Below are 25,800 nucleotides of genomic sequence, written 5' to 3'. Positions count from 1 at the left end.
GCTGAGCCGACACCACCGTCGGCCGGGCGGACCGCCGTCACAGGCCGAACCCACACGCAGCGAAGCGGGCAAGACGCCGTCACGGGCCGAACCAACACCGCCGTCGGCCGGGCGGACCGCCGTCACGGGCCGAACCCGCACACAGCGAAGCGGGCAAGACGCCGTCACGGGCCGAACCAACACCGCCGTCGGCCGGGCGGACCGCCGTCACGGGCCGGGCAAGCATCGCCACGCGCCTGTGGAGTCGCCGCCACGGGCCGGGCGAAGCCGAGTCCGCGCCCCGCACCCGCTCCGCCACCCCCGGCCGCGCCCGCCCCGGCCCCACGGACCGGGCACGGGCCGCCATGACGCCCCGGACACGCACCTGCGCCGCGGCCCGGTCCGGCGGGCCGCAGGCCCCGCCGCAGACCCGGCGCAGACCCGCCGCAGACCCGCCGCAGACCCGGCGCGCTCCCCCACCGCGGGCGGGCGCGGTCCGCCGCCACGGGCCCGTCGCCCCGCGCGACCCGTGGCGCTCACCCCCGGCGCCGGCGGCCGAGTCGGCCGGGGCGGATGGACGGTGGGGTGGCCGGTGTCGGACGGTGGGGTGGCCGGTGTCGGCGGACGGGGTGGCTCGCGCCGGGTCGGCGGGGGCACGGCGGCTCCCTCAGTCGTACGGCGGGGCGGGGCAGCGTGGTTGTGGGCACGGGGCCTCTCATCACCCTTTCACCGACACCTCATACGGTGGGGGCATGACGCAGGTGACTCCTCCCGGCTGGTACCCCGACCCCGGGCAGACAAGTGACGGCCCCGCCACCGAGCGCTGGTGGGACGGCGGGGCCTGGACGGACCGGACCCGCCCCGCCGGGTCGGCCGACGTATGGGGTCCTCCGGCACAGGCGCCCGCACCCGGCGCACCCCCGGGCCAGGCTCCCGTCGCGGGACCGTACCCGCGTCAGGCGCCCGCGCCCGGCGCGTACCCGGGTCAGATGCCCGCACCCGGCGCATACCCGGGTCAGGCGTCCGCTGCCGGACCGTACGGGGCGCACCCCGCGTATCCGGCCCACCCCGCGTATCCGGCCCACCCGGCGCAGCCGCCGGCCGGCCGGCGGCGCGGGCTGCGGATCGGGGTGGCCGTGGCGGCGGCGGCCGCGGTGCTGACGTGCATCGGCGTCGGCGTGTACGCCCTGGCCGCGCACGGCGGTTCGGGGAGCGAGCGGGCCGGCTCCCGGCCGGGGGGCCACGGGCAGGGCCAGGGGCCCGGCGGCTCCGACGGCGGTCAGGGGCCGGGCGGACCGTTCGGTGGGTCGGGCGGGTCCGGCGGGGACGGCGGCTCGGGCGGCGGCGACGGCGGTTCGTCCGGCCCGGACGCTCCCGCCGCGCCGAAGATCAGGAGCGGCTCCGTGACCGACGCGGCCTCCGGCATCAGCCTGCCGATACCGGACGGCTGGTACGGGCAGCAGCTCCCGACGGGGGCGCAGGTGAACGCGGACGACTCCTACAAGTGCCCCGGCGACCCCTCGAAGACCTGCACCAAGGGCGGCGCGTACTCGGCGCCCAGCATCGCGCTGCGGACCCCGGGCAGCACGGCCGAGGAGGTCGCCACGGCCGACATATCGGCCAACGCCCAGCAGTCCTACGGCGGCCGGACCTACGGCAGCATCACCTCGCACCAGGTGCTGTCCTCGAAGCCGGTGACGGTGGCCGGCCAGCCGGGCTACCTGGTGCGATGGAAGGTGGTCACCGGCAAGGGCGCCGACGGTTACGTCGAGTCCCTGGCCTTCCCCTCGCCCGCGGTGTCCAGGCAGATGGTCGTGGTCCGCTTCGGGGTGGACGTCGGGCAGAAGGAGTCCGTGATCGACGACATCACCCGGGGCATCAAGGCCGCCTCGGGCGGCGGTCCCGGCCAGAACGTGTGAACCGGGGGGCGTCGGCCCCCCGGTTCGCGGCCCCGGCCACCGCGCCGCCGGACGCGGGGCCGGGCGCCGGGCGGCCGGACGGGGTCCCTCTCCGCTCCAGAGGGAGCCCGCCCGGCCGGGTTCCGCGCCGCCCCCGTCCCCACGGTGCGGCGCGATCAGGCCACCGTCCAGTCATCCCACGGACGGCGGCCTGGGTCTTCAGGTGAGGCCGAGCGCCGGCAGCACGGCGGCCTCCACGAACCGGAGCAGGTAGTCCGGGTCGGCGTACTCCCCCTCGAGGACGGGACGGACGCGCATGACGCCGAACATCTGCACCGGCACGAACTCCAGCGCCGGGTGTCCCGCGCGGATCTCGCCGCGCTCCACACCCCGCAGCAGGATCTGCTTGAGCGCGGCGATCTCCGGCTCCACGAGCGTCTCGCGCAGCGCGCACCGCAACTCCGGGTCCTGGGTGATCGCGTGCCCGAGGGCCTGCACCAGCCGGGTGTCCTTGCCGGACCACTCCCCCGCGGCCCGTGCGGCGTGCCGCAGGTCCTCGGCGAGCGTGCCGGTGTCGATACCGTCGAACCGGGAGCTGCGCCGGGAGCGCAGCGCGGCGGCCACGAACTGCGGCTTGGTCCTCCACTGCCGGTAGAGCGTGGACTTGCTGCACCGGGTGCTCGCGGCGATGCCCTCCATGGTGACGGAGTCGTAGCCGCACTCGCGGATCTGGTCGAGCACGGCGTCGAAGAACTCCTGCTCACGCTCGGGCGTCAGCTTGGAGCGGCGCGAGGCGACGACCGATTCCGGTCCGTCCGCGGCCTGCGGCGTCATCGCGCTCTCCTCACTCGTGTCCCACGGGCCCGGCGGCCCGCTCACCGGGTGACCCACATCCATCGATACGCCAGTGTACCGGTACTCGAACGTATCGGTACACTGCCGTATCGGTACGCTACCGTATCGATGTCCGGCGCGTCGCACCAGCGGGCCCGGACGCACCACCACACGCACGACCGTCCGCGAGGGGGCCGGGGTATGCAGACCCGAACCGAGGCCGCCGAGAAGGAGCCCGACGCACCGGCGCGGCCCCCGCTCGTCCGCGAGTTCCTGCTGGTCGCAGGACTCTTCCTGGTCTACAAGCTCGGCCGGCAGGTGGCCGCCGGGCACACCGGCGAGGCCTACCACGACGCCCGGCGCGTGTGGGACCTGGAGCGGACCGTCCACCTGCCCGGCGAGGGCGCGGTGCAGTCGCTGCTGCTGCACGGCACGGCGCCGGCGCACGTGGCGAACACGTACTACGCCGCCGTGCACTTCCCGGCCACTGCGGCCTTCCTGGTCTGGCTCTACCTGCGGCGCCCGGCGCACTACGTGTGGGCGCGCCGGGTGCTCGCCGCGATCACGGCCGCCGCCCTGGCCCTGCACCTGGCGTTCCCCCTCGCGCCACCGCGGATGCTCGCCGCGGCGCACCTGGTGGACACCGCGCGCGTCTACGGGCCGTCGGTGTACGGGCCGCCGCGCAGCGACCACCTCTCGAACCAGTTCGCGGCGATGCCGTCACTGCACTTCGGCTGGGCGCTGATGGTGGCGATCGGGCTGATCGCCGCCACCCGGTCCCGCTTCCGGTGGCTGTGGCTGCTGCACCCCCTGCTGACCCTGCTGGTGATAGTGGGCACGGCGAACCACTACTGGCTCGACTCCCTGGTGGCGGCGGCGCTGCTGGCCCTGGCCCTGGCGGTGGTCCCGATGCCGCGGCGCCGGGCGGTCACGGTCGCGCGGGCCCCCGGACGGCTCGCGCCGGCCGAGGACGCGGTGCTGGTGGGGGCGGGCCGATGAGCGCCACCCTCCTCGCCGTGGCCCTCTCGCTGTTCTCCGCGGTCGCCTACGCGGCCGCCGCGGTGGCCCAGGAGCGCCTGGCCCGCCGGGACACCGCGCCGGGGGTCCTGCATCTGCTGCGCTCGGGACCCTGGTGGGGGGCGGTCGCGCTGAACGGCTCGGCGGCCCTGCTGCACGTGGTGGCCCTGCGGTACGGCCCGCTGACCGTGGTGCAGCCGCTGGGTGCGCTGACCCTGGTGGCCGCCGTACCGCTGGGGGCGCGGATGGCCGGGCGGCGGGTGACCACCGCCGAGTGGCGGGGCACGGCGTTCACCCTGGCCGGGCTCGGCGGGCTGCTCATGGTGGCGTCCGGTCCGGCGCCCGAGCAGGTGCTCGGCCCGGTCGAGGCGCTGGCGATCGCCGGTGCGACGGCCGTGCTCATCGGCGCGCTGTCCCGGCCGGGGAGCCGTCCGGGGCTGCGGCACGCGACGGCGTCCGGGGTCGCCTCCGGGGTGGCGTCCGCCCTCACGCAGACGGTGACGGTGGCGGCGACGGACCACTCGGGCCCGCTGCTGAGCGCGCGGGTGCTGCTGCTGGCGCTGCTCGTGGCCGCGTTCGCGACGAGCGGGCTGCTGCTGTCGCAGACCGCCTACCGCGGCGGCCTGGGCGCCCCGCTGGCGGTGGTGACGCTGGCCAACCCGGTGGCGGCCGCGGCGATCGGGCTGACCCTGCTCGGCCAGGGCCTGCGCGGCGGGGCGGCGGGCGTGCTGCTCGCCCTCGCGGGGGCGGCGATGGCCGCGTCGGGCGTGGTGGCGCTGTCCCGGGCGACCCCGCACCCCGAGGAGGCGGACGTGTCCGGTGCGGGGCGCCACGGGGCCGTGCACGACGGCGGCCACGAGGAGCACCCCGTGGCCGCCGTCCTGGCCCTGGACCCCGAACCGGCCGTGCCGGAGGCGGGGTTGCTGCCCGGCCCGTCCGGACCGGGCCGGCTCACCGTGCGGTGACGTCCGTCATCCCCAGCCGCGCGCGTCCTGCTTGAGCGCGGTGTCGACGGTCAGCGCCGTCGCGACCACCAGGCTCAGCAGCGGCTCGGGCAACTGGAAGTGGATCTGCAGGACGTAGTTGTCGGCCGTGGTGAACATCGTCTTGGCCAGGCCCTCCCAGGTCTTCGTGATCCGGGCGACCTCGTTCTCGGCGTGGTCGACGATCGCGAAGTTCCAGGCGCGCCAGTTCTCCGCCTTGATCGCGCCGACCTGGCGGCCGTCCGCGTTCATGGCGAAGTTGATCTTGCCGAAGACGTTCTTCTGAACGATCTCGCCGACGACCTGGCCGTCCGGGCGCGAGACGACGACCCGGGACTTGAAGATCTTCGCGGGCCGGGTCAGCAGCAGCAGCGGGCGGCCGTGGGTGTCGCGGATCTCCAGCTTGTGGGTCATGAACTGGTCGAGGCTGGAGACGAAGCGCAGGATCTTCTTCAGCGCGCTCTGCCCGACCTCGGTCACCGCGCCGATCTCCCGGCCGTGCTGGTCGAAGACCTTGTACTCGTTGGTCAGCTCGATCAGCTTGGCCTTCTGGTTCACCACCAGCACCGGCTCGCTGAACAGCGAGCCGCCGCCGACGGCGTTCGAGGCGACCCCGGCCTCCTCGCGTATCTGGCGCTGCACGCGCCCGTCGGGAGCAGCCGGCTGCTGGGGCACCTGCGGTGCGGCGGGCCCCTGCCGGCCGGCCGCATGGGTGTGCTCGGTCCACTGGGAACCGTCCCAGTACCGGAGCGTCTGGGACGCTCCGTGCGGATCCGGGTACCAACCTGCAGGTGTGTTCGAATGCGTGGTCACCGGGGCACAGTACCGTGAGACGTCCGGAGGGCAACCGCCGCCGAGACGCGCGTCATACGGTCACCAGCGCCGGATCGCTCACGCCGGGACGCCCGTTCTCCACATGCCCGGCGAACCGCCGCAGGAAGGACGGATCCGCCTCGGACGTGACGGACAGGTCGTACCACCGCCCGCTCGCCGCGAGGTCGACCGAGAGCCGCACCGTGGCGCCGGGACGCACGGTCACCGTCCGCGGGCGGCCGCCGTACCCGTCGGCGACCTTCAGCCGTACCGTCCCTGATCCCCGCTGGGTGAAGGTGAGTTCGACACCGTCGCCGGAGTGCCGGGCGGTGGCCTCCGGGCCCGCGGTGCGGCCGGGGCCGCGGAAGGCGCGCAGGAATCCGTTGGGGCCGTGCACGGTCAGGTCGTGCGCGCCGCCCGAGTAGGCCGAGTTCCAGGCGTCGGACACGGTCCGTCCCGCCTCGGTCGTGTACGTCCACGGGCCGTCGGCGCGGTTGCCGGAGGTGACGAGGAAGGCGGCGCCGGCGTGCGCCCCGGAGGCGAAGGTCAAGGTGAGCTTCCCGGTCGCCGCGTCCGCCGAACCGTCCACGGCGGGGGCGTACTTGAGCGGGCGGGTGGGGCGGTGGCCGCGCTCCTGCGGGGGCAGGACGGGGTGCGCGGGCGGGGTCGGCACGTAGTCCGGGTGCCGCTCGTGGTCCGGCGGGCGGTATCCGGCCGTGTCGGGCAGGGAGACCGGCCGGGCGTCGGGGCGGGAGAAGTCGAACGCGGCGGTCAGGTCGCCGCAGACCGCGCGGCGCCAGGGCGAGATGTGGGGCTCGTGCACGCCGAAGCGGCGCTCGACGAAGCGGATGATCGAGGTGTGGTCCAGGGTCTCGGAGCAGACGAACCCGCCCTTGCTCCACGGCGACACCACGAGCATCGGCACGCGCTGGCCGAGACCGTAGGGGCCGGCGACGTGGCCGGCGTCGCCGCGGAAGAGGTCCGGTCCGGCGTCGACCGTCGACAGGCCCTGCCCGGCGGAGCCCGGCGGGAAGGGCGGCACCACGTGGTCGAAGAAGCCGTCGTTCTCGTCGTAGGTGACGAACAGCGCGGTCCTCGCCCAGACCTCCGGGTCGGAGGTGAGCGCGTCCAGCACCTGGGAGACGTACCAGGCGCCGTAGTTGGCGGGCCAGTTGGGGTGTTCGGTGAACGCCTCGGGAGCGACGATCCAGGACACCTGAGGCAGCCGGCCGCCCTTGACGTCGGCCCGGAGCCGGTCGAAGAAGCCCTCGCCGCGGCGGGCGTCGGTGCCGGTGCGGGCCTTGTCGTAGAGCGGGTCGCCCGGCTTGGCGTTGCGGTACTGGTCGAAGTACAGCAGCGAGTTGTCGCCGTAGTTGCCGCGGTAGGCGTCCTCGATCCAGCCCCAGCCGCCGGCGGCGTCCAGCCCGTCGCCGACGTCCTGGTAGATCCGCCAGGACACCCCCGCACGCTCCAGGCGCTCGGGGTACGTGGTCCAGCCGTAGCCCGCCTCGTCGTTGCCGAGGACCGGGCCGCCGCCGCGGCCGTCGTTGCCGGTGAACCCCGTCCACATGTAGTAGCGGTTGGGGTCGGTGGAGCCGATCAGCGAGCAGTGGTAGGCGTCGCAGATGGTGAAGGCGTCGGCGAGGGCGTAGTGGAAGGGGATGTCCTCGCGGGTCAGGTACGCCATCGTCGTGGCGGACTTGGCGGCCACCCATCCGTCGTAGCGGCCGCCGTTGAACGCGGCGTGGCCGTCGTTCCAGCCGTGCGGCAGGTCCTGGATGAAGGCCAGGCCGAGGTCGTCGGCGTCGGGGCGGAAGGGCAGGATCTCCTTCGCGCCGTCCGGCTGGTGCCAGACGGGCTTGCCGTTGCCCAGGGCCACCGGGCGGGGGTCGCCGAAGCCGCGGACCCCGCGGAGCGTGCCGAAGTAGTGGTCGAAGGAACGGTTCTCCTGCATGAGGACGACGATGTGCTCGACGTCCTCGAGGGACCCCGTGCGGTGGTTCGCGGGCAGCGCGGCGGCCCGCTGGATGCTGTTGGACAGCGCGGCGAAGGCCGACGTGGCGCCCGCGACCTGGAGGAATCGGCGCCGGTTGACTTCGGGCATCGGGTGGGAGACCTCTCGTGCTGGCGCACCGACGGCTGGGACATGACGGAATGTGCGCGCAGCGAGTGTTCCAAGAGCAGCAAACGACAGGGAAGGGTGCGATGGCGCCAATGTGAAAGTCGTCGGTACGCGGGGTGCCGCGAGGTGTGCGGGACCGCCGCGCCGGGGATGGTCGCGAGCATGACCAGTGTGCAGACCGCCCCGGCCCCGACGAAACGGCCCGTCCGCCAGCTCCTCGCGGCCTCGGTGGGCAATGCCGTGGAGTGGTACGACTGGTACGCCTACACGTTTCTGGCGACCTACATCGCGGCCGAGATCTTTCCCCCGGGCGCGGGCAGCTCGCTCGTGCCGCTGCTGTCGACCTTCGCGGTGTTCGCCGTCGGCTTCTTCATGCGCCCGGTCGGCGGTCTGCTCATGGGCGCGGTCGCCGACCGGCACGGGCGGCGTACCGCGCTGACCGTGACCATCCTGCTGATGGGCGGCAGCAGTCTGCTGGTGGGCCTGACCCCGTCGTACGCGACGGCGGGACTCGCCGCTCCGGCGGTGCTGGTGCTCGCCCGGCTGCTCCAGGGCCTGTCCGTGGGCGGCGAGTTCGCGGCCTCCACGACCTTCCTGGTGGAGTCCGCGGCCCCCGGCCGGCGCGGGCTGTTCTCCAGCTTCCAGTACGTCTCCACCACCGCGGGACAGCTGCTCGCGTCCGGCGTGGCGACCCTGCTCGTGGACACGCTCGCCCCGGACGCGATGCACGGCTGGGGCTGGCGCGTCCCCTTCCTCCTCGGCGCCGTCCTCGCCCTGACCGGGTTCTGGATCCGGCGCGGCGCGCAGGAGACCCGCAGCGACAGCGGGCGGCAGGCGCCACGCCCGGGGCTGCTGGAGGCGCTGCGCCGCCACCCGCGCGAGTCCCTGCTGATCTGCGGCATCACGGCGGGGGGCACCCTCGCCTACTACACCTGGACGTCGTACCTGCCGACGTACGCCGAGCTGAACGCTGGGGTGGACACGTCCGACGCGCTGCTCGCGGGCACACTGTCGCTGGCCTTCTTCGGGCTGCTCCAGCCGCTCGGCGGGCTGCTCTCGGACCGGGTGGGCCGGCGCCCCCTGCTGCTCGCCTTCGGTCTGGGCTTCGCCCTGCTGGCGGTGCCCCTGCTGCACGCGCTGCGCGACTCGTTCGCGGTGCTGCTGCTGGTGCAGTGCGCGGGCATGGTGCTGCTGACCGGCTTCACCTCGATCAGCGCGGCGGTCAACGCCGAGATCTTCCCGCCCTGGGTGCGGGCGGCCGGCATCGGCTTCCCCTACTCCCTCACGGTCGCCCTGTTCGGCGGCACGGCCCCGTACGTCGGCACCCTGTTCAAGGACCTCGGCCGCTCGGGTCTCTTCCCGTGGTACGTCTCCGTGGTCTGCCTGCTGTCGACACTGGTCTACCTGCGGCTGCCGGAGACCGCCCGCACGGACCTGGAGCGGTGAGCCGCCGTGCCGGGGGGAGGATTCGTGCCCGGCCGGCCACCGGGGGCACCGGCCGTGCACGCGGTCAGCGCGCCGCCGTCCACAGGTGGGCCTGGCGGGCGAGTTCCACCCGGGACCCGATGTCCAGTTTCCGGAAGATGTTGCGCAGGTGGTAGTTGACGGTGTGCGGGGAACGGCGGAGTCGCAGGGCGACCTGCTGATTGGTCAGCCCCTCGCCGACGAGCCGGGCCACCCTGCGCTCCACGTCGCTGAGCGCTTCGGCCGGCGTCCCGGTGCCGGCCTCGTCCTTCGCCGTCGGTGCGGGCCGGCGGGAGCGGGCGTCGAGCAGCGCGGTCAGGTCCTCCGCCGCGGTCGTCCTGGCCCAGTGGTGGCGGTGTTCGGTGGCCGCCCGCACCAGCCCGTCGGGGTCGCCCCGCAGCAGACTGTCCGCGTGCAGCGCCGCCGCGGCGAGCGTGGGCACGCCGGGGTTCCGTTCGGCCAGTCGCGCGGCCGTCCGGGCCGCGACCGCGGCCCAGTGCGGGTCTCCCGCCGCCAGCGCGGTCCGGACGAACCACGCGGCCGCGCCGGGCCGGCGCGCGAAGAGCGCGACCCTCCGGTTCGCGGCGGCGTAGTCGCGGGTCATCCGTTCCAGGGCGGCGCGGTCTCCGCACCGGGCGGAGGCGACCTGGAGCGCGACCCAGTCGTAGGCCGACGACGGAAGGTGGCCGCCGAGTTCACCGAGCGCCTTGCGGCAGCGGCGCACGAAGCCGGCGGCTCCCTCGACGTCGCCGAACCGCAGGGCGAACTGACCCAGCGCGGCCAGCAGCGGCGGCACATGGATCCGGGCTCCCCTGCCGACGGCCGCGGACAGGGCCTTCTGCGCCTCGTCGCGGGCCTCGGCCAGCCTGCCCTGATGGCTCAGCAGACGGGCCCGCAGGTGGGCGAACGCCATGTCCGCACCGCCGCCGCTCGTCCTTCCCACACTCTCCCGGGCGGCCGCGACAGCCCGTTCGGCCTCCTCGGCGGCGCCCGCATCGACCAGTCTCTCGGCCAGCACCAGGTGGAGGTGGGCACGCCAGACCGGCGACGGCATGTCGGGTGCGGAGGCCACGGCGGCCCGCGCCAGCCGCAGCCCCTCGACGACGCGGCCGTCGGAGAGCACCGCGTCGGACAGCACCGTCGCCGCGGCGAGCACCTCGGCGTCCCCGGCGATCCGGCCGTCGTGCTCCCGCAGCACCGTCTCGGCGTGCCGGCGGCCCTCCTCGGCGTTCCTGGCGTAGCGGCCGAACACCCGGCCGGCCGCCACGGCGGCGTGGACCGAGGACGGCGCCCCCGAGTGCTCCCCGAGGATCCTCTCCGCCAGGTCCAGGGCCGGGTCGACCTCACCGCCCGCCAGCCGCAACTCCACCAGGAGGCAGCGCAGTCGGTCCGTGAGGTCGGACGGCAGACCCAGGGTGAGAGCCGTTTCGACGAGTTCCACGGCCCTGTCGACGGAGCCGACCGAGGCCAGCGCGCGCACCAGTCCGAGCGGTTCGGTCACCACGGCCCGCAGCAGTGCGGCGAGTTGGTCGACGCTGCCTTGTGAGGCAAGCAGGGAGGCAGAACCCAGGAGTACCGATTCCTCGTTCTCCGCGGCCAAGGACAATGGTTTCTCACCGCTTTCTCGCGCCGGGTCGCCCTTTCGTCCGGGCGGGTCAATCGCCTTTCCCTCCAGGGAGTTTAACGACCCCGAACCGTTCATCCGTGAACGGCATATGAAAGGGCGACGCAGCGTGAATTCGGCCGAAAGCAGCGGGTGAGAGTTGCGCGAGGTGCCCGGCTATGCGACGCGCGAACGGCGTTCGGCCAGCGCGCTCACCAGGGTGAGCAGCAGGGTGAGCGCCGCGCCGCACAGGACGGCCACCACCGGGGCCGCGTGCGCGAGGACCGCGGCGGCGACGGACGCGGTGAGGCTGTACCCCACCCCCTGGACGGCGTACATGACGGAGTAGCCCGCAGCAAGCATCCCGGCCGGCACCCGCTCCCGCAGGGACAGGTTCCGTGTGACCATGACACCCGACTTGAAGGCACCGGCCAGCAGCAGCGCCACCGCGATGCCGGCGAGTCCGGGCAGGACGGCGGTCAGGGCCACGAAGACGGCCATCACGACCAGCAGGACCAGGCTCTGGGCGCGCGCCCCGCCGGGCCACGTCCGGGCCCCGTACACCAGGCCGCCCAGGACGCTGGCCACGGAGAACACCGTCAGCAGCGGCCCGGACCAGGCCACCGGCAGCCCGCGGTACTCCAGCAGCGCCGGGAGCACCAGTTCCGCCGTGGCCAGCAACGCCATCGCGGCGGCACTGGTGAGGTAGACCGGCCACCCCGCGGCCAGCGCCTTCACCCGGGACACGGGGGGAGCGGCGCCGTACGGACCGGGATCCGCCTCCGCGCCGGCCTGCGGCAGGGTCCGCACGCCGAACGCGGCCAGAGCCGCGCAGACGGCCGCGAGGAGGAGCGGCGCACCGGGTGCCGCGCCCAGCGCGAGGAAGGCCACCGCTGCCGGTGCCACCGCCCAGACGCCCTGCGTCAGCGTGGTCTCGACGCTCAGTGCGCGGGCCACGGCCTCCTCCGGCACGGCACCGACGAGCAGGGCCCGCAGTCCGCCCGCGTGCGCGGCGGGAGCGCCACCGGCGAGGAAGGCCAGGGCCACCGCGACGGGTCGTGGCGCGCTGCCGCAGAAGGCCAGCCCCGCGAAGGCGGCCGCGCCCAGCAGAAGTCCCAGCGCCAGCTCGCGGCGCAGCCGCGCTCCGGTGAGCCGGGCTCCCAGCACCGGTGCCCCGACGACCTCTCCGACCACGTACGCCCCGCCGAGCACCGCACCCAGCGTGTAGCCGCCCGGTGTCGCGCGCACCAGGAAGACGAGGGCGAGGGGCGCCATGGCGACGGGCAGTTTCGCCGCCAGGGTGACCAGCAGCCAGGGCCGCACCCCGGGCCGGGTGAGCAGGGCGCGGTAACCCACGGGCGGCGCTTCACCGGGCTCGGTCTGCGTCTGCTGCGTCGTCCCGCCCACTGCTGCTCCCATGCCGTCCTCGTCACTCATGCGTGCCCCCGAAGAGCGCGTCCACTTCCTCCTCCAACTCCCGGACGGCGGTGTCGTCCGGTGCGATCAGGCAGCTTCCGCCGAAGCCTCCGGTGCGGCCGTTGTCATGGACGGTGACCACCACCCCCGTCCGGCGGGCGGCGTCGTAGGCGAGCCCGGCGTCGACGAGTTCGTCCAGGGTGGTGCGGAAGTCCGGGAAGGCGACCCGGCGCTTCTCGACCAGGACCCGCTCCTCGGGGTAGTTCCCGCCCACGAGTTCCTCTCCGATGCGATGGATGTGCGCGGAGCCGACGACGCGCCCGTTGATCTCGTTGACGAGGATGCGCTCGTCCGGAGTGACGATCGCGTCCACGCTGAGGCTTCCTCGGTAGCCGATCCGCCGCAGCGTCCCGGACAGTCGGCGGGAGTCGTCCAGGAAGGTGGCGAACGCCGCGAGCCGCTGCGAGGGCGCGGGCACGACCAGGCCGTTGATCACCGGCTTCATCCGCATCTCGCCGTGGCCGACGAGCCGGACGCCGTCGTCCTCGACACGCAGTTCGGAGTAGATCGCCGGGGACTCGGGCGTGTAGTGCTCCAGCACCACCCGGCCCCGGTGCGGGCCGGTCCAGGACGCCCAGCGCCGGTCCAGGTGCGCGGCGAGCGCGGCGCGGTCGGTGACGACCTCGGTGCCGGTGGCGCCGATGGGGCGGACGCCGGGGACCGGGCTGACGATCTCGTTGCCGATGCCGCCGACGTGGAAGTCCTGCTTGGCGATGACCGGTCGGCCCGCCCCCAGGGCGTCCCACAGGAACTCCTCGGCCTCGGCCCGGTCGTCGGTGACCGTGCCGTGGGGCACCGGTATGCCGTGGCCGACGGCCAGGGCCCGGAAGGTGGCCTTGCTGTTGAGCAGGGCGGTGCCGCTCTGGGCGGCGAAGGGGAAGCCCGGGGTGTGCGCGTCGAGGCCGAGGGTGCGGGCCAGCCGGACGCTCACGCGATCGAAGTGGAAGGGCAGGATCGTGCGTACGCCGTGCTCGCGCACGGCGGCGCGCAGCCGGGCGACGAAACCCGGGTCCTCCAGGCGGTCCCGGGACAGCACGTCCTCGCCGAGGCGTCCCACGGGCGGGACGACGACCGTCCAGGAGGAACGGTCGACGCCCTTGAGCCGGGCGACGTAGGAGAGGAACTCCTCGTCCAGTTCGACCGGGAGGACGAAGACGTCTCCCGGTCCGGCCAGCCAGATCATGCGCTGGGCCTGGCCGGCGACGTAACGGCGGTACTCGGGGGGCAGGGTGCCCAGGTCGCCGATCATCTCGTCGGTGCGCTGGTTGCTCACGATCAGTTTCGGCACGATGTCTCCCTCTGCCGGATCAGGCGCTGTGGGCGGTGGCGGGCACGGCGAGCAGCCCCGTCGCCGCCTCGCGCAGGACGTCGAAGCCGTGGGTGCTCAGGACGGACTCGGGGTGGAACTGCAGGGACTCGAAGTGCGGGCCGCGCAGAGCGTGCACCTCGTGCGTCGCGGTGTCCCGGCTGACCTGCACCGGAGCCCCCGGCAGGCCCGGTGGGCACAGGCGGTCGCGGTCCGCGACGGCGGCGAAGCTGTTGTAGAAGCCGACCCGGCGGCGCCGGCCGAACAGGTCGATCACACGCTGGCGGCCCTGGTGCGGGTGGGGCTTGCGGATCAGGGGCAGCCCGAGTTCCCCGGCGAGGACCTGGTGGCCGAGGCAGACCGAGAGGAACGGGGCCGCGCCGTGGAGGAGCCGGCGGGTGAGGGCGCGCAGGGTGTCGATCTTGGGGCCGGCTCCCGCACGCGGGTCGCCCGGGCCCGGCCCGACGACGACGAGGTCGTACCCCTCCGTGTCGTCCGTGCCCGTCAGTTCGTCCCACCGCCGGATGCACGGGGCCAGCCCGAGCGCGCCGAGTTGGTGCCCGAGCATCGCGGTGAAGGTGTCCTCCGCGTCGACGAGGAGCACGCTTCCGCGCAGGCCGCCGGGACGATCGTCGCCGCGGTCCAGCCAGAACGGGGCCAGGGAGGTGTTGCGACCGGCCAGAGCGGCGCGGACGCGGGGATCGACCGACCAGTCGGGTGCGCTGCGGGCGGACTCCGGCCCGGTTCCGGCCGGCTCGTCCCGGGCCCGCGCCGGCACGCGCGCCCCGGGCCCGGCCCCGGCCGGCTCCGCCCCGTACGGGTCCTCTCCCGCCGGGGACGGCTGCCGGACGCCGTGCACGGCGGCCAGCAGCCCGGCCGCCTTGGCGTGCGTCTCGGCGAGTTCCGCCTCCGGGTCGGAGTGCCGGACGAGGGTCGCGCCGACGCCGACGCGCATGCGGCCGGCGCGATCGATCCCCGCCGTGCGGATCATGATGGCCGAGTCGAGCCGGCGGTCATCCGCCGCGTCCCGCCCGACCAGGGCGAGCACTCCGCTGTAGTAGCCGCGGCCGTCCGGTTCGTAGCGGCTGATCACCTCGCAGGCGCTCTGCAGAGGGCTGCCGGTCACGGTCGGGGCGAAGAGGGTCTCGCGCAGGATGTCCGGCACCGGCCGGGTGCTGCGCCCCCTGATGAGGTACTCGGTGTGGGCGAGCCGGGCCATCGGCTTCAGGAACGGGCCCACGATGCGCCCGCCCCGCTCGCAGATGCGGCCCATCATCTTCAGTTCCTCGTCCACCACCATCAGCAGCTCGTCGGTCTCCTTGCGGTCCGCCAGGAAGGACAGCAGTCCCGTGAGCGACGGCCCTTCGGGCGGGTAGCGATAGGTGCCGCTGATGGGGTTCATCACCACCTCGCCGCCCACGGCGCTGACGTGCCGCTCCGGGGAGGCACCGACGAAGGTACGGTCGCCGGCCCGGACCAGGAACGTCCAGTAGGTGCCGCGCTCCTGGAGCAGCAGCCGGCGGAAGACGGACAGCGCCGTGTCGGGGCCGCAGGGATCGAGTTCGGCCGTGAAGGGCCGCTCGATGACGAAGTTGGCTCCGCGGCCGCTGCCGATCTCCTCGCTCAGCACGGTCCTCACCAGGTCGGTGTAGGCCGCGTCGTCCACGACGAAGCCGGCGTCACGCACGGCCGGGCGCTCGTCGGGCAGCTGGCGCAGCATCTCGGTCAGGGGCACCGACTCCTGGCCGGTGACGCGCAGGGCGAGCAGCGGGGCTCCGTCGTCGACTGCGGCGAAACCCCGTTCGGCCAGCTGCCGGAACGGGACGACGGCCAGCAGGTCGTGCCGCTCGCCGGCGTCGCGGAGGGGCGCCGCTGCGTCGTCGAGCGGAAGGTCGGCGAGGGACGCAGGCTCGCTCAGGTCCCCCACGAGCACGTCGACCCGATCGGGCGCGCCGCTCTCCGGACGGTGCAGCAGGGCGTAGGCGGGGGGTTCGCCGTCCGGGGCGAGCAGGGTGCCGAGCAGACCGGTCATGGCGCCTCCTACGAATACGGCGGGCCATTCCCGCAGCGGGAATGGCGATTCGGGTGAGCCTGGGAAAAGGAAGGGAGACACCGACGAGCCTTCCGCAGGGCCCGTGCCGCCTACAACTACTCGAACGTGCGGGCCTGCCGGGGGTCCGCGGGGCCGCGGCGCACCGGGGCGGTCCGAGGGCGGCCCACCCACTCGGACGAGTAGTTCCGCCGCCCGGCCGCCGCGGCTAGCGTCGAGGGCGATCACCCGCTCCCCGAGGAAGGGATGCCTGTGTCGGTCACCCATCGGACCCGTTCCGAACTGCTCACCGAGGCCGAGATATTCCAGGCCCATGTGGGCGGCAAACTGAGTACGAACGCTCCCCGGGCCCCGCTGGACGCCCGGAGCCTGTCCGTCATCTCCACCCCGGGCGTCGCCCGGGTCAGCCGTGCCATCGCCGAGGACGACCGGCTGGCCGCCCGCTACACCTGGGCGCATCGGCTGGTGGCCGTCGTCAGCGACGGCACGGCGGTGCTGGGACTGGGCGACGTCGGGCCGGCGGCGGCCCTGCCGGTGATGGAGGGCAAGTCGGCGCTGTTCAAGGCGCTGGGCGGTCTCGACTCCATCCCGCTGGTGCTGCGCACCCAGGACGTGGACGAGATCGTGGAGACGCTCGCCCGGCTGCGCCCGTCCTTCGGCGCGGTCAACCTGGAGGACGTGGCCGCGCCCCGCTGCTTCGAGCTGGAGAGGGCCCTCGACGCGGCGCTGGACTGCCCGGTGATGCACAACGACCAGCACGGCACCGCCGTCGTGGTGCTGGCCGCGCTGCGCAGCTCGGCCCTGCTGCTGGGGAAGCCGCTGGGCGCGATGCGCGTGGTGGTCTCCGGGGCCGGGGCCGCCGGGAGCGCCTGCGCCCGGATGCTGGCGGCCGCCGGGGCCGGCGAGGTCACCGTGCTGGACTCGCAGGGGGTGGTGCACCGCGACCGGCCGGGGCTGACACCGGCGAAGGAGCGGCTGGCCGAGCTGACCGGGCCGCCGCACCGGCGCGGTGGACTGGCCGACGTACTGCCGGGTGCCGACGTGTTCGTCGGGGTGTCCTCGGCGACCGTGCCGGAGGAGCTGATCGCCTCGATGGCGCCGGGGGCGGTGGTCTTCGCCCTGTCGAACCCGACCCCGGAGATCGCACCGGAGGCAGCGGCCCGGCACGCGGCCGTCGTCGCCACCGGCCGCAGCGACCACCCCAACCAGATCAGCAACCTCCTGGCCTGCCCCGGGATCTTCCGAGGCGCGCTCGACGCGGGCGCCTCCCGCATCACGGACCGGATGATGCTGGCCGCTGCCGACGCCATCGTCGGCCTGGCCTCGGACGACCTGGCGGCGCACCGGGTGGTCCCGGACGTCCTGGACCCGCGGGTGGCACCGGAGGTGGCCGCCGCGGTGGCGGCCGCGGCACGCGCCCCCGAGGCGGCGTCCGCACCGGAAGCCCGGCCGGACGCCGATCCGGTGGCCGGTGCCGGCTCCCGACCCGCCGGCGCCGCCCCGGAACCGCACCCCGTCCCGCTCGCCCCCGCCCACCCGGAGGACCAGCCGTGATCAGTCCCGCCGGCACACTCGCCGCACCCGACCTGTTCCGCTCGCCTCCGGCCGGCTCCGCGCTGGACCGCTACCGGCGCCTGCCCGCGGGCCAGCAGCCGGACTGGGGGGACGCCTGGCTGGTGGAGAAGGTGCGGGCGGACCTCGCCGCCCTGCCCGGACTCGTCGCCTGGGACGAGGTACGGCAGTTGAGGTCGCTGCTGGCCGAGGCCGCGGCGGGTCGGCTGCTCGTCGTGCAGGCCGGCGACTGCGCGGAGGACCCGGCCGACTGCACCCCGGAGATCGTCGACCGCAAGACCGGTCTGCTGGACGCCCTCGCCGGCGTCGTCCGTATGAACACGGGGCTGCCCGTCGTCCGCGTCGGGCGGATCGCCGGCCAGTTCGCCAAGCCCCGGTCGCGGCCCACCGAGATCGTGGGCGGCCGGGAACTGCCCGTCTTCCGGGGCCTGGTGGTCAACGGAGCGGAGCCCGAGCCGATGGCGCGGCGGCCCGATCCGCTCCGGCTGGTCACCGGCTACCGGGCCGCCGCCGCGGCCATGGACCGCCTGCGCCGCCACCGCGCCACCTGGACCCCGCTGCCCGATCCGGTGGTCTGGACGAGCCATGAGGCCCTGCTGCTCGACTACGAACTGCCGTCCCTGCGCCGCTCGGACGACGGCAGGCTGCTCCTCAGCTCCACCCATTGGCCGTGGATCGGGGAGCGGACCCGCAACCCGGGAGGCGCCCATGTACGGCTCCTCGCCGACGTCGTCAATCCGGTCGCCTGCAAGATCGGCCCGCGGTGCACCCCCGCGGAGCTGCTGACGCTGTGTGGCTGAGCGACCCGCTGCACGGCAACACCGTCACTGCGCCGGACGGCCGCAAGACGCGGTTGATGACGGACGTGCTGCAGGAGGTCGGTGAGTTCCTGGCCGGGGTACGGCAGGGGGGCGGTGTGGCGGGCGGTCTCCATCTGGAGGCGACACCCGACGCGGTGGCCGAGTGCGTCGCCGACCCGGCGGACCTGGCCGGCCCGGGGCTCCGCGGGCCCTACACCACCCTGTGCGACCCCCGTCTCAACCCGGCCCAGGCCCTGTCGGTCGCCGCCGCCTGGCGCGCGTGAGCCCGGTCGCCGGCCCTCCCCACCCCTGCACGCTCCCCTGCGAGGTTCCGTTGAGCATCGACCCGATCCCGCCCTACCCCATGCCCACCGAGCGCGACCTGCCGGAGAGCAGGGTGCCCTGGGTCCCGGACCCCGGGCGAGCCGTCCTCCTCGTCCACGACATGCAGCGCTACTTCCTGCGCCCGTTCACCCCCGACCGCTCCCCCGCTTCGGAACTCCTGCACCACTGCCGCCTGTTGAGGGACCGCTGCGCCCAACTGGACGTGCCGGTGGTGTACACGGCGCAGCCGGGCGACATGGACGACGAGCAGCGCGGCCTGCTGAAGGACTTCTGGGGTCCGGGCATGCGGGCCGACGCCGGGGACCGCCAGGTCGTGGAGGAGCTCGCTCCACGCCCCGGCGACCAGGTGTTCACCAAGTGGCGCTACAGCGCCCTGGTGCGCTCGGGGCTGCTGGACCTGCTGCGCTCGTCGGGCCGGGACCAGCTGATCCTGTGCGGGGTGTACGCCCACGTGGGCGTCCTGATGACGGCGGTGGACGCCTTCTCGCACGACGTGCAGCCGTTCCTCGTCGCCGACGCGGTCGCGGACTGCTCCCTCGGCAGGCACCGTCTGGCCCTGACCTATGCCGCCCAGAACTGCGCGTCGGTCACCACCGCGCGGAGCACGCTCCTGGCGCTGGGGGCCGCGGGCGGTCGCGGAAACGGGGCGCGACGAGCGTCGCTGTCGGCACCCTGACCCGGCCCCGCCACCCGTCACGGTGCGGCCCACAGCCCCCGGACGTGCCCGAGGTGACGGGTCATCACCTCGCGCACGGCCTGCTCGTCCCGGGCGATCAGCGCGTCCACGATCTCCAGGTGCTCCTCGGCGGAGGCGGTCAGCCGGCCCTGCTCGGCCAGGGCGCCGAGCCCGTACAGGCGGGAGCGGCGGCGCAGGTCGCGGACCACCTCCACCAGGTGCTCGTTGCCCGCGAGGGCCAGCAGGCCGAGATGGAAGCGCAGGTCCGCCTCGATGTACGCGACGAGGTCCCCGGCGGCGGCGCAGTCCACGATCTCCTGCGCGGCGGGGCGCAGGGCGCGCAGGCGGGCCGGGTCCGCGGTGGCCGCGAGGGCGGCCGTCGTCGGGATCTCTATCAGGGACCGGACGTGGGTGTACTCGTCGAGTCGGCGCCCGGAGAGCGCGGTGACCCGGAAGCCCTTGTTCGGGACGGTGTCGACCAGGCCCTCCTTGGCGAGGTCGAGCATCGCCTCGCGCACCGGGGTCGCGGAGACGCCGAAGCGGCCGGCCAGGCCGGGCACGGAGTACACCTCGCCCGGCCGGAGTTCGCCGGTGACCAGTGCGGCCCGCAGCGCGTCCGCCACCCGCTCCCGCAGGCTCGGCCGTCTGCCCAGCGCGGGCAGGGCGCGGCTGTGCTGCGGTGCCATGCGGCCCCCTCTCCCTCGGTGCGGACGGTGTCGGTGGCGGCCGGGAGGCTTCTAGAGCACGAACCCGGAGGGGAAGGGGTCGTCCGGGTCCAGCAGGTACTGGGCGGTTCCGGTGATCCACGCGCGGCCGGTGAAGCGGGGCAGCACCGCGGGGTGCCCGGCGACCGTGGTGGTGCCCAGGAGCCGCCCGGTGAACCGGGTGCCGATGAAGGACTCGTTCACGAAGTCGGTGTGCAGGGGCAGTTCGCCCCGGGCGTGCAGTTGCGCCATCCGCGCGCTGGTGCCGGTGCCGCACGGCGAGCGGTCGAACCAGCCGGGGCTGATCACCATGGCGTGCCGGGCGTGGCGGGCGGTGGAGTCCGGCGCGTACAGGTGGACGTGGTGCAGGCCGCGGATGGACGGGTCCTCCGGGTGCACCGGCTCGCCCGCCGCGTTCACGGCGTCCATCAGCGCCAGGCCCGCCGCGAGGATGTCGTCCTTGCGGGCGCGGTCGAAGGGCAGGCCCAACCGGTCGAGCGGCAGGATGGCGTAGAAGTTCCCGCCGTAGGCGAGGTCGTACGTCACCGTGCGCCCGTCGGGCAGGGTGGCGGTGCGGTCGAGTCCGGCGCTGAAGGACGGCACGTTCGTGAGGGTGACCGCGCGGGCGGCGCCGCCCTCGACGGCGACCTCCGCGGTCACCGGGCCGGCCGGGGTGTCCAGCCGGATGGTGGTGACCGGTTCGACGACCTCGACCATGCCGGTCTCGACGAGCACGGTCGCCACGCCGATGGTGCCGTGGCCGCACATCGGGAGGTAGCCGGAGACCTCGATGTAGACGACGCCCCAGTCGCAGTCGGGCCGGGTAGTCGGCTGGAGGACGGCGCCGCTCATGGCGGCGTGGCCGCGCGGTTCGTTCATCAGCAACCGCTTGACGTCGTCGCGGTGTTCGCGGAACCACAGCCGCCGCTCGTTCATGGTCGCGCCGGGCAGGGTGCCGATCCCGCCGGTCACCACGCGGGTGGGCATGCCCTCGGTGTGCGAGTCGACGGCGTGCAGGACGAGTCTGCTGCGCATGCCGGGGCCGCCTAGCCGAGGCCCGCGGCGACGGCCTTCTCGGTGGCGGCGCGCACGGCCGCCTCCTGCGCGGGCAGGAGCGGCATCCGCGGCGGCCTGACCGGCCCCCCGTACCGGCCCACGGCGTCCATGGACGTCTTGACGGCCTGCACGAACTCGGTCCGCGAGTCCCAGCGCAGCAGCGGGTGGAGCTGCCGGTACAGGTGCCGTGCCGTGACCAGGTCGCCGTCGGCGGCCGCGTGGAACAGCTCCACGCAGGCGCCGGGCAGGGCGTTGGGGAAGCCGGCCACCCAGCCGCGGGCGCCGGCCAGGGCCAGTTCCAGCACCACGTCGTCGGCGCCGGCCAGCAGGTCCAGTTCCGGGGCCAGTTCGGCGATCCGGTAGGCACGGCGGACGTCTCCGGAGAACTCCTTGACGGCCTGCACGTACCCTTCGCCGTGCAGTCTCGCCAGCAGTTCCGGCACCAGGTCCACCTTGGTGTCGACGGGGTTGTTGTAGGCCACGACCGGCAGGCCCGCCCTCGCCACCTCGGCGTAGTGGGCGAGGACCGCGCGCTCGTCGGCGCGGTAGGCGTTGGGCGGCAGCAGCATCACCGCCCGGCAGCCCGCGCCGGCCGCCTGCTCGGCCCAGCGGCGCGCCTCGGCGGATCCGTAGGCCGCCACGCCCGGCACCACGCGCTGCCCGCCGACGACGGCGACCGCGGTGTCGACGACGCGGGCGCGCTCCTCGGGGGTGAGCACCTGGTACTCGCCGAGCGAGCCGTTCGGGACGACGCCGTCGCAGCCCTGGTCGACGAGCCAGGCGCAGTGCTCGGCGTAGCGGTCGTAGTCGACGCCGAGGTCGGCGCGCAGCGGCAGGGCGGTGGCGACCAGGACGCCGTGCCAGGGGCGGTGGGGTTTCATGCGGTTCCTTCCTCGGTGGCCTGCCGGGCGAGGACGCCGAGCGGGACGGGGCGGGCGGGCAGCGCCCGCGGCGGGACCGGCGGGCATCCGGTGAGGCCGGCGATCCCCGGGTGGCACATCCGGCCCTGGCACCAGCCCATTCCGGCCCGGGTGAGCAGCTTCACGGTGCGCAGGTCTTCCGCACCGAGTCGGTCGACGGCCTCGCGCACGGCGCCGGCGGTGACGTCCTCGCAGCGGCAGACCACGGTGTCGTCGGTGACCTGCCGGGCCCAGCCGGCCGGCGGGGCGAACACGGCGTCGAGGGCGGCCGCCCCGGCTCGCAGGGTCCGGCGGGCGCGGGCGGCGGCGGACCACCCCGCCGGGTCGGGCGCGGCGCCGCGCAGGCGGGCCGCCGCGGACCGGCCCGCGATGTGGCCCTCGGCGAGGGCGAGCGCCGCGCCGCCGACGCCGGTGGCCTCGCCCGCCGCCCACACGCCGGGCACGCCGGTGCGCTGTTCGGCGTCGACCCGTACGGCCGAGCCGTCCAGGGGGCAGCCGAGGGAGCCGGCGAGGTCGGTGTGCGGGAGCATGCCGTGGCCGACGGCGAGGGTGTCGCAGTGCAGGAGCCGCTCGCTGCCGGGGCGGACGTGTCCGGCGCGGTCCAGGGCGGCGACGGTGACCCCGGTCAGGGCGGCGGAGCCGTGGGCGCGGACGACGGTGTGCCGGGTCAGCACGGGGACGCGGTGGCGCAGCAGGCGGGCGGCGTGCCAGGCGCCCTCGGGGGCCTTGGCTGCCAGGGCCGGTCCGTGCCGCAGGAGCGCCGTGGGACCCGCGGACTCCACGAGGGCGGCGACCTCGGTGCCGGCCGCGGCCAGTGCGGTGGCGACCGGCAGCAGCAGCGGCCCGGTGCCCGCGACGACGGCCCGCTGCCCGGGTGCCGTCAGCGCGCCCTTGAGCAGCGCCTGGGCCCCGCCCGCGGTGAGGACGCCGGGCAGGGTCCAGCCGGGGAAGGGGAGCACCTTCTCGTAGCCCCCGGTGGCCAGCAGCACCGCGGCCGCCCGGACTGCGACCGGTTCGTCCTGGCCGGGTCCGCACAGGGCGTGGACGGTGAAACCGGGCTCCACGCACCAGACATGATGTTCCGTCAGCACGGTCACGGTACTGGCGGCGAGGGCGGCGGCGAGGCTCCGCCAGGTGCGCCTCACGTGCGGTGGCGCCGTGGCGGCGGCGGTGTCCGCGCCCGCGGGGGGCTGCCGGTGGATCTGGCCGCCCGGCGCGGGGCCCGCGTCGAGGACGGCGACCCGCGTCCCGCGCGCGTCCGCGGCCAGCGCCGCGGCGAGCCCCGCCGGGCCGGCGCCGATCACCACCAGGTCAGTCCGCATGTCCGGTCCCCTCCTCGGTGCGGATGACGTCGCCGGGGCGGGCCGGGCGCAGGCAGGCCCGCTGGCCGGGGCGGCCGTTGACGGTCACCAGGCAGTCGAAGCAGACTCCGATCCCGCAGAAGACCCCGCGGGGGCGGCCGGCGCGCCGTGTGGTGCGCCAGGAGGTCACCCCGGCCGCGAGCAGCGCGGCGGCGACCGTGCGGCCGGGCAGTACCTCGATCTCCCGGCCGTCGAAGGTGACCGTGAAGGAACGGGTGCAGCCGGGACCGGGCCGCGCCGACGGCTCCCGGGCGCTCACCGCGCCTCCCCCGTTTCCGTCGCCGGACGGGCCGTCGGGGCGGAGGCCGGGAAGCGGTCGGGCCGGAACGGCGCCAGGTCCAGGGCGGGTTCCGCACCGGTGAGGACCTGGGCGATCAGCCGCCCGGTCCCGGTGGACAGCCCGATGCCCGCGCCCTCGTGCCCGCACGCGTGCAGCAGGCCGGGGGCGCGGGGGTCCGGGCCGATCGCGGGCAGGTGGTCGGGCAGGTAGGGACGGAACCCGGCGTACGCGCGCACGGCACGGACGCCGGCCAGGAAGGGGAACAGCCGGGTCGCCCCGGCCGCCAGCGCCCGCAGCGCCGGCAGGGACGGCGTCCGGTCGAAGCCGACGCGTTCCCGGCTGGCGCCGATCAGCACCGGCCCGGCAGCGGTGCCCTCGACCACGGGCGACGTGCGCAGGGCCGCGGTGCCGCCGGCGACGTCCTGGACGTACTCGGCGGCGTAGACCTTGTGCCGGATGCGCGGCGGCAGCGGTTCGGTGACGAGCACGAAGCCGCGGCGGGGCGCCACGGGCAGGGACACCCCGGCGTGCGCCGCCAGTTCACCGCCCCACACGCCGGCCGCGTTGACGACGGACGGGGCGTGGACGGCGCCCCGGTCGGTGCGCACCCCGCGCACGGTCCCGGCCGCGTCCCGCAGCACGCCGGTGACGGTACGGCCGGTCAGCAGCCGCGCGCCGGAGATGCGCAGGACGTGGGCGGCGGCGAGGGCGGGCATGACCTGGGCGTCCTGCGGATGGTGCACGGCGCCGGCGAGTCCGGCGGCCAGGTGCGGCTCGTACTCCGGGAGCCGGTCGGCCCCGACCTCCGTCGCGGTGACCCCGGCCCGCCGCTGGGCGGCGGTCAGGGCCCCGAGCGCGGCCAGGGAGGCGGGGGTGGCGGCGACGACCAGGCCGCCCTTGGACTCGTACTCGACCAGGTCGCCGATCTCGCCGGCCAGCTCCCGCCACAGGCGCAGCGAGTACAGGGCGAGGTCCAGCTCGGGTCCGGGCTCCTTGTCGGAGACGAGGAGGTTTCCCTCCCCCGCGCCGGTGGTGCCCCCGGCGACCGGCCCGCGGTCGACGACGGTCACGTCCAGTCCGGCCCGGGAGGCGTACAAGGCACACGCGGCGCCCACCATCCCGGCACCGACGACCACGACATCGCAGGTCAGCGACTCGCTCACGCCGGTACTATGTCACATACCACAGCATCGGGGAACAGGCCGGAAACACCGGACGGTCCGGACGGACCGGAATCGGCCAGGGCGTACCGGGACGATCGGTGATCACCGGATCGTCAGCTCCCACCTCACCTCGCCGTCGTGCCACCGGCCGGTCGGGGTGAGGCCGGCGGCGGTCGCCACGGCGGCGGACGCCGTGTGGCCGGGGTGGATGTGGGCGGTGACCGTGCGCACGCCGCGTCCGCGCAGCCAGGCGACCAGTCCCCGGGCCGCTTCGGTGGCGATGCCGTGCCGCTGCCAGGGGGTTCCCACGACCCAGGCGATCTCCGCCTCCAGCCCGTCGCCGGTGACCGTCGCCTGGACCGTGCCGGTCAGGGAGCCCGCGGCCGTGCCGGACGGGGAACCCGGGACCGTGCCTTCCGGGGAACCCGGGGCGCGGAGCTGCACGACCCAGTTGCACCACGTGACGGCGGGGTCGGGCGAGCCGGCGGCCAGGCGTGCGTAACGGGTGCGCAGCGCCTGCGCGGTGGCCGGGGTCCCGCCGACGAAGGTGTGCAGGGCCGGGTCCGACAGCGCCGCCGCCATCTCGTCGGCGTGCACGGCCGCCAGGGGCAGCAGAGTGAGCCGGGCGGTGCGGACGGTCTCGGGAACGACGGTGGTCACGGGGTGTCCTCCTGCGGGCGTCCGACGGGCGTCACCGCGTGCGTGCCTGCGGCGGGCCCGGGCCCGGGTCCGGCCGGCCGGTCCGGGGCCGGCGACGATCGTGCCAGAGCGCGGAGTTCGCCGTCCGGACGGTCCTCGCCGGAGGGTGGCGGATCGTCGAGCGGGCGGAGGGCCCCGTCCGCCACCTCGCCGTCGCCCTCGTGGAGCGCCCTGGTCGGTCGGGGCACGGCCTCGGCGGGACCGTGGGCGTGGGTGGGCCAGGGGACGTCGTCCGGCTCGGCCGGGGACTTCCTCACTGCGTTCCCTCCGCGGCCGGACGCTCCACGAGCCCTGGGAGGACACGGTCGCGCACCCGGTGGCGCATCTGCGCGCGGTCGCCGGCGCCGACCCGGACAACCCCGGACTGACCGAGCCCGTCGGCGAACTGGCGCTCAAGTCACCGCAGTTCGCGCGTCTGTGGGAGCGGTACGACGTGTGTGAGCGCGGTGGCGGGCAGAAGTGCTTCCGGCATCCGGGGGCCGGAGCGATGACGCCCACGTACGAGGTCATGCGGCTGGCCCCGACGGGCGGCCGGCGGATGGTGGTCTACCAGGCCGTGCCCGGTTCCCCGGACGAGGCGGCGATGCTCCGGCTGGAGTCCACCGGCGCCCGCCCGGAACCGGGGCAGGAGCCGGCGCCGCAGCCGGAACCGGTGCCCGTGCCGACGGGATGAGGCCGC

At 75.2% G+C, this 25,800-nt stretch carries 22 protein-coding genes and 1 pseudogene; 8 read left to right on the top strand and 15 right to left on the bottom strand.

From position 1 onward, the window contains the following. Positions 1-731 precede the first annotated feature (731 nt). Complete coding sequence (locus tag P3H78_RS26530; protein ID WP_276111685.1) at positions 732-1,898, top strand: DUF2510 domain-containing protein; 1,167 nt, start codon at positions 732-734, stop codon at positions 1,896-1,898. A 198-nt stretch (positions 1,899-2,096) separates the two neighbouring features. Here P3H78_RS26530 and P3H78_RS26525 read toward each other — a convergent pair whose 3' ends face one another. Next, complete coding sequence (locus P3H78_RS26525) at positions 2,097-2,711, bottom strand: TetR/AcrR family transcriptional regulator (protein WP_276111684.1); 615 nt, start codon at positions 2,709-2,711, stop codon at positions 2,097-2,099. A 201-nt stretch (positions 2,712-2,912) separates the two neighbouring features. Here P3H78_RS26525 and P3H78_RS26520 point away from each other — a divergent pair, with 201 nt between their 5' ends. Together P3H78_RS26520 and P3H78_RS26515 are read left to right on the top strand one after the other, a co-directional pair. Beyond that, on the top strand, positions 2,913-3,710 hold the full coding sequence (locus tag P3H78_RS26520; protein ID WP_276111683.1) for a phosphatase PAP2 family protein: 798 nt from the start codon (positions 2,913-2,915) through the stop codon (positions 3,708-3,710). After that, positions 3,707-4,693 (top strand): DMT family transporter, encoded by a 987-nt coding sequence (locus tag P3H78_RS26515; RefSeq protein ID WP_276111682.1) that lies wholly within the window; start codon positions 3,707-3,709, stop codon positions 4,691-4,693. Before P3H78_RS26520 ends, P3H78_RS26515 begins: the two co-directional genes overlap by 4 nt. 6 nt (positions 4,694-4,699) lie before the next feature. On the opposite strand, the gene P3H78_RS26510 is transcribed toward P3H78_RS26515, so the two are convergent. After that, entirely contained in the window at positions 4,700-5,524 is an 825-nt protein-coding gene (locus P3H78_RS26510) for an LURP-one-related family protein (protein WP_276111681.1), read from the bottom strand. Between the two features lie 52 nt (positions 5,525-5,576). Further along, entirely contained in the window at positions 5,577-7,628 is a 2,052-nt protein-coding gene (locus tag P3H78_RS26505; protein ID WP_276111680.1) for a phosphocholine-specific phospholipase C, read from the bottom strand. 168 nt (positions 7,629-7,796) lie between these two features. Between P3H78_RS26505 and P3H78_RS26500 the strand changes: the two genes are divergently transcribed. Then, complete coding sequence (locus tag P3H78_RS26500) at positions 7,797-9,092, top strand: MFS transporter (RefSeq protein WP_438828045.1); 1,296 nt, start codon at positions 7,797-7,799, stop codon at positions 9,090-9,092. Between the two features lie 64 nt (positions 9,093-9,156). On the opposite strand, the gene P3H78_RS26495 is transcribed toward P3H78_RS26500, so the two are convergent. From P3H78_RS26495 to P3H78_RS26480, 4 genes are all read right to left on the bottom strand, one after another. Beyond that, a complete protein-coding gene (locus P3H78_RS26495; protein ID WP_276111678.1) occupies positions 9,157-10,710 on the bottom strand; it encodes a helix-turn-helix domain-containing protein in 1,554 nt (517 codons plus the stop codon). 180 nt (positions 10,711-10,890) lie between these two features. Then, positions 10,891-12,150 (bottom strand): MFS transporter, encoded by a 1,260-nt coding sequence (locus P3H78_RS26490; RefSeq protein ID WP_276111677.1) that lies wholly within the window; start codon positions 12,148-12,150, stop codon positions 10,891-10,893. Then, a complete protein-coding gene (locus tag P3H78_RS26485) occupies positions 12,143-13,477 on the bottom strand; it encodes a preATP grasp domain-containing protein (RefSeq protein WP_276111676.1) in 1,335 nt (444 codons plus the stop codon). The genes P3H78_RS26490 and P3H78_RS26485 overlap by 8 nt, the downstream gene beginning before the upstream one ends. 19 nt (positions 13,478-13,496) lie before the next feature. Continuing rightward, positions 13,497-15,527 (bottom strand): anthranilate synthase family protein, encoded by a 2,031-nt coding sequence (locus P3H78_RS26480; protein WP_276111675.1) that lies wholly within the window; start codon positions 15,525-15,527, stop codon positions 13,497-13,499. A 270-nt stretch (positions 15,528-15,797) separates the two neighbouring features. Here P3H78_RS26480 and P3H78_RS26475 point away from each other — a divergent pair, with 270 nt between their 5' ends. The 3 genes and pseudogenes from P3H78_RS26475 to P3H78_RS26465 all read left to right on the top strand — a co-directional run bounded on the left by P3H78_RS26475 (position 15,798) and on the right by P3H78_RS26465 (position 18,938). Next, positions 15,798-17,099 carry an NAD(P)-dependent malic enzyme gene (locus P3H78_RS26475; RefSeq protein ID WP_276111674.1) on the top strand — a complete coding sequence of 434 codons (1,302 nt, stop codon included), beginning with the start codon at positions 15,798-15,800 and terminating at the stop codon, positions 17,097-17,099. 32 nt (positions 17,100-17,131) lie between these two features. Then, positions 17,132-18,201 (top strand): annotated as a pseudogene (locus P3H78_RS26470) (3-deoxy-7-phosphoheptulonate synthase). A gap of 50 nt (positions 18,202-18,251) precedes the next feature. Beyond that, positions 18,252-18,938: an isochorismatase family protein gene (locus P3H78_RS26465; RefSeq protein WP_438828044.1), complete on the top strand. Its 687-nt coding sequence runs from the start codon at positions 18,252-18,254 to the stop codon at positions 18,936-18,938. Between the two features lie 17 nt (positions 18,939-18,955). Here P3H78_RS26465 and P3H78_RS26460 read toward each other — a convergent pair whose 3' ends face one another. From P3H78_RS26460 to P3H78_RS26425, 8 genes are all read right to left on the bottom strand, one after another. Continuing rightward, the gene (locus tag P3H78_RS26460) at positions 18,956-19,624 is read right to left on the bottom strand and encodes a GntR family transcriptional regulator (RefSeq protein WP_276111673.1); all 669 of its coding nucleotides are present in this window, start codon (positions 19,622-19,624) and stop codon (positions 18,956-18,958) included. 51 nt (positions 19,625-19,675) lie between these two features. Beyond that, entirely contained in the window at positions 19,676-20,677 is a 1,002-nt protein-coding gene (locus P3H78_RS26455) for a proline racemase family protein (RefSeq protein WP_276111672.1), read from the bottom strand. An 11-nt stretch (positions 20,678-20,688) separates the two neighbouring features. Next, on the bottom strand, positions 20,689-21,579 hold the full coding sequence (locus P3H78_RS26450) for a dihydrodipicolinate synthase family protein (RefSeq protein ID WP_276111671.1): 891 nt from the start codon (positions 21,577-21,579) through the stop codon (positions 20,689-20,691). Beyond that, positions 21,576-22,940, bottom strand: a complete 1,365-nt coding sequence (locus P3H78_RS26445) for an FAD/NAD(P)-dependent oxidoreductase (RefSeq protein WP_276111670.1) — start codon at positions 22,938-22,940, stop codon at positions 21,576-21,578. Before P3H78_RS26445 ends, P3H78_RS26450 begins: the two co-directional genes overlap by 4 nt. Further along, positions 22,930-23,238: a (2Fe-2S)-binding protein gene (locus P3H78_RS26440; protein WP_276111669.1), complete on the bottom strand. Its 309-nt coding sequence runs from the start codon at positions 23,236-23,238 to the stop codon at positions 22,930-22,932. The genes P3H78_RS26445 and P3H78_RS26440 overlap by 11 nt, the downstream gene beginning before the upstream one ends. After that, positions 23,235-24,422, bottom strand: coding sequence for an NAD(P)/FAD-dependent oxidoreductase (locus tag P3H78_RS26435; protein WP_276111668.1), 1,188 nt, complete (start codon positions 24,420-24,422; stop codon positions 23,235-23,237). Before P3H78_RS26435 ends, P3H78_RS26440 begins: the two co-directional genes overlap by 4 nt. A gap of 102 nt (positions 24,423-24,524) precedes the next feature. Further along, entirely contained in the window at positions 24,525-25,082 is a 558-nt protein-coding gene (locus P3H78_RS26430; protein ID WP_276111667.1) for a GNAT family N-acetyltransferase, read from the bottom strand. Then, positions 25,079-25,378, bottom strand: coding sequence for a hypothetical protein (locus P3H78_RS26425; protein WP_276111710.1), 300 nt, complete (start codon positions 25,376-25,378; stop codon positions 25,079-25,081). Before P3H78_RS26425 ends, P3H78_RS26430 begins: the two co-directional genes overlap by 4 nt. Here P3H78_RS26425 and P3H78_RS26420 point away from each other — a divergent pair. Beyond that, the gene (locus P3H78_RS26420) at positions 25,378-25,794 is read left to right on the top strand and encodes an MmyB family transcriptional regulator (RefSeq protein WP_276111707.1); all 417 of its coding nucleotides are present in this window, start codon (positions 25,378-25,380) and stop codon (positions 25,792-25,794) included. The genes P3H78_RS26425 and P3H78_RS26420 overlap by 1 nt on opposite strands. Positions 25,795-25,800: the final 6 nt, after the last annotated feature.

The sequence above is a fragment of the Streptomyces tropicalis genome, assembly GCF_029269835.1.
Classification (GTDB): Bacteria; Actinomycetota; Actinomycetes; order Streptomycetales; family Streptomycetaceae; genus Streptomyces; species Streptomyces tropicalis.
The sequence above is the reverse complement of the archived record's forward strand: the minus strand, read 5'-3'. Positions and strand labels throughout refer to the sequence as shown.

Coding starts and splice junctions, on each gene's coding strand:
- P3H78_RS26530 (WP_276111685.1), top strand. CDS start 732: ATGACGCAGGTGACTCCTCCCGGCTGGTACCCCGACCCCGGGCAGACA.
- P3H78_RS26525 (WP_276111684.1), bottom strand. CDS start 2,711: ATGACGCCGCAGGCCGCGGACGGACCGGAATCGGTCGTCGCCTCGCGC.
- P3H78_RS26520 (WP_276111683.1), top strand. CDS start 2,913: ATGCAGACCCGAACCGAGGCCGCCGAGAAGGAGCCCGACGCACCGGCG.
- P3H78_RS26515 (WP_276111682.1), top strand. CDS start 3,707: ATGAGCGCCACCCTCCTCGCCGTGGCCCTCTCGCTGTTCTCCGCGGTC.
- P3H78_RS26505 (WP_276111680.1), bottom strand. CDS start 7,628: ATGCCCGAAGTCAACCGGCGCCGATTCCTCCAGGTCGCGGGCGCCACG.
- P3H78_RS26500 (WP_438828045.1), top strand. CDS start 7,797: ATGGTCGCGAGCATGACCAGTGTGCAGACCGCCCCGGCCCCGACGAAA.
- P3H78_RS26490 (WP_276111677.1), bottom strand. CDS start 12,150: ATGAGTGACGAGGACGGCATGGGAGCAGCAGTGGGCGGGACGACGCAG.
- P3H78_RS26480 (WP_276111675.1), bottom strand. CDS start 15,527: ATGACCGGTCTGCTCGGCACCCTGCTCGCCCCGGACGGCGAACCCCCC.
- P3H78_RS26460 (WP_276111673.1), bottom strand. CDS start 19,624: ATGGCACCGCAGCACAGCCGCGCCCTGCCCGCGCTGGGCAGACGGCCG.
- P3H78_RS26455 (WP_276111672.1), bottom strand. CDS start 20,677: ATGCGCAGCAGACTCGTCCTGCACGCCGTCGACTCGCACACCGAGGGC.
- P3H78_RS26450 (WP_276111671.1), bottom strand. CDS start 21,579: ATGAAACCCCACCGCCCCTGGCACGGCGTCCTGGTCGCCACCGCCCTG.
- P3H78_RS26445 (WP_276111670.1), bottom strand. CDS start 22,940: ATGCGGACTGACCTGGTGGTGATCGGCGCCGGCCCGGCGGGGCTCGCC.